This is a genomic window from Fictibacillus arsenicus (genome assembly GCF_001999465.1).
In the GTDB taxonomy this organism is placed as follows: Bacteria; Bacillota; Bacilli; order Bacillales; family Fictibacillaceae; genus Fictibacillus; species Fictibacillus arsenicus.
Genome location: NZ_MQMF01000052.1, coordinates 1 through 887, shown reverse-complemented (window position 1 = coordinate 887; position 887 = coordinate 1). Strand labels below are relative to the sequence as shown.

The following is an 887-nucleotide window of genomic DNA, read 5'->3' as shown; positions in this document are numbered from 1 at the left end:
CGGGCCCGCCTGCCGGAGCAGACGGGCCCGTGCACTCCCTCATCGGGAAGGTCGGGTCACTCGCGGTGCAGCTTGTCCTGCACCGTGCCCGCCAGCTTCTCGACGCGGTTGGGCACCTCCGTGGTCCCGTAGAAACGGGAGTCCGGGTGGGTGGGCGGGGGCATGGGGACCCCCGCCGGCGGCTCGGACGAGTAGGAGAACTCGCCCTTGCCGTCCGGGGTGGGGCCTGCAGCCCACGAACCCTCCGCAGTGGCCTGACCGTCAGAGAACTCATAGTGCGTGTACGAGTGCTCCGTGGCCTCCTTCTTCTGCGGGAAGTTGCTCGGCACCGGCATCTCCTCCAGGCCGTCCTCCTGCAGCTCCTTCACAGCCGCCGCCCACTGGTTCTGGTGCATCGTGTCCCGGGCCAGCAAGAAGGAGAGCAGCTCCCGGATGCCCGGGTCATCGGTCATGTGATAGAGCCGGGCCACCTGGGTCCGCCCCTGCATCTCCGCGTTGAGGTTGGCGGTCATGTCGGCCAGCAGGTTGCCGCTGGCCGTGACATACGCTCCGGTCCACGGATTCCCCATGCTGTCCACGGGGCGAGCACCGGCACCGGCCACGATGGCCTGCTGCAGATCGGTGCCCCCGATGACGGCGGCCACGGCCGGGTCATCCTGGATGGCGTCGGTGGTGATCCCCACCGGGGCCTTCTCCAGCAGCTGGGCCACCATCGTTGCCAGCATCTCGACGTGACCGAACTCCTCGGCCGCCGTGCTGAAGAGCAGGTCCCGGTACTTGCCCGGAATGTGGGCGTTCCATGCCTGGAAGCTGTACTGCATGGCCACGGTGATCTCGCCGTACTGCCCGCCGATCACCTCCTGCAGCTTGCGGGCGTAGACCGCGTC

At 68.4% G+C, this 887-nt stretch carries 1 protein-coding gene; it reads right to left on the bottom strand.

Translation table 11 applies throughout. From position 1 onward, the window contains the following. Positions 1-56: 56 nt before the first annotated feature. A partial coding sequence (locus UN64_RS21745) for a manganese catalase (protein ID WP_216352817.1) occupies positions 57-887 on the bottom strand: 831 nt, incomplete at its 5' end.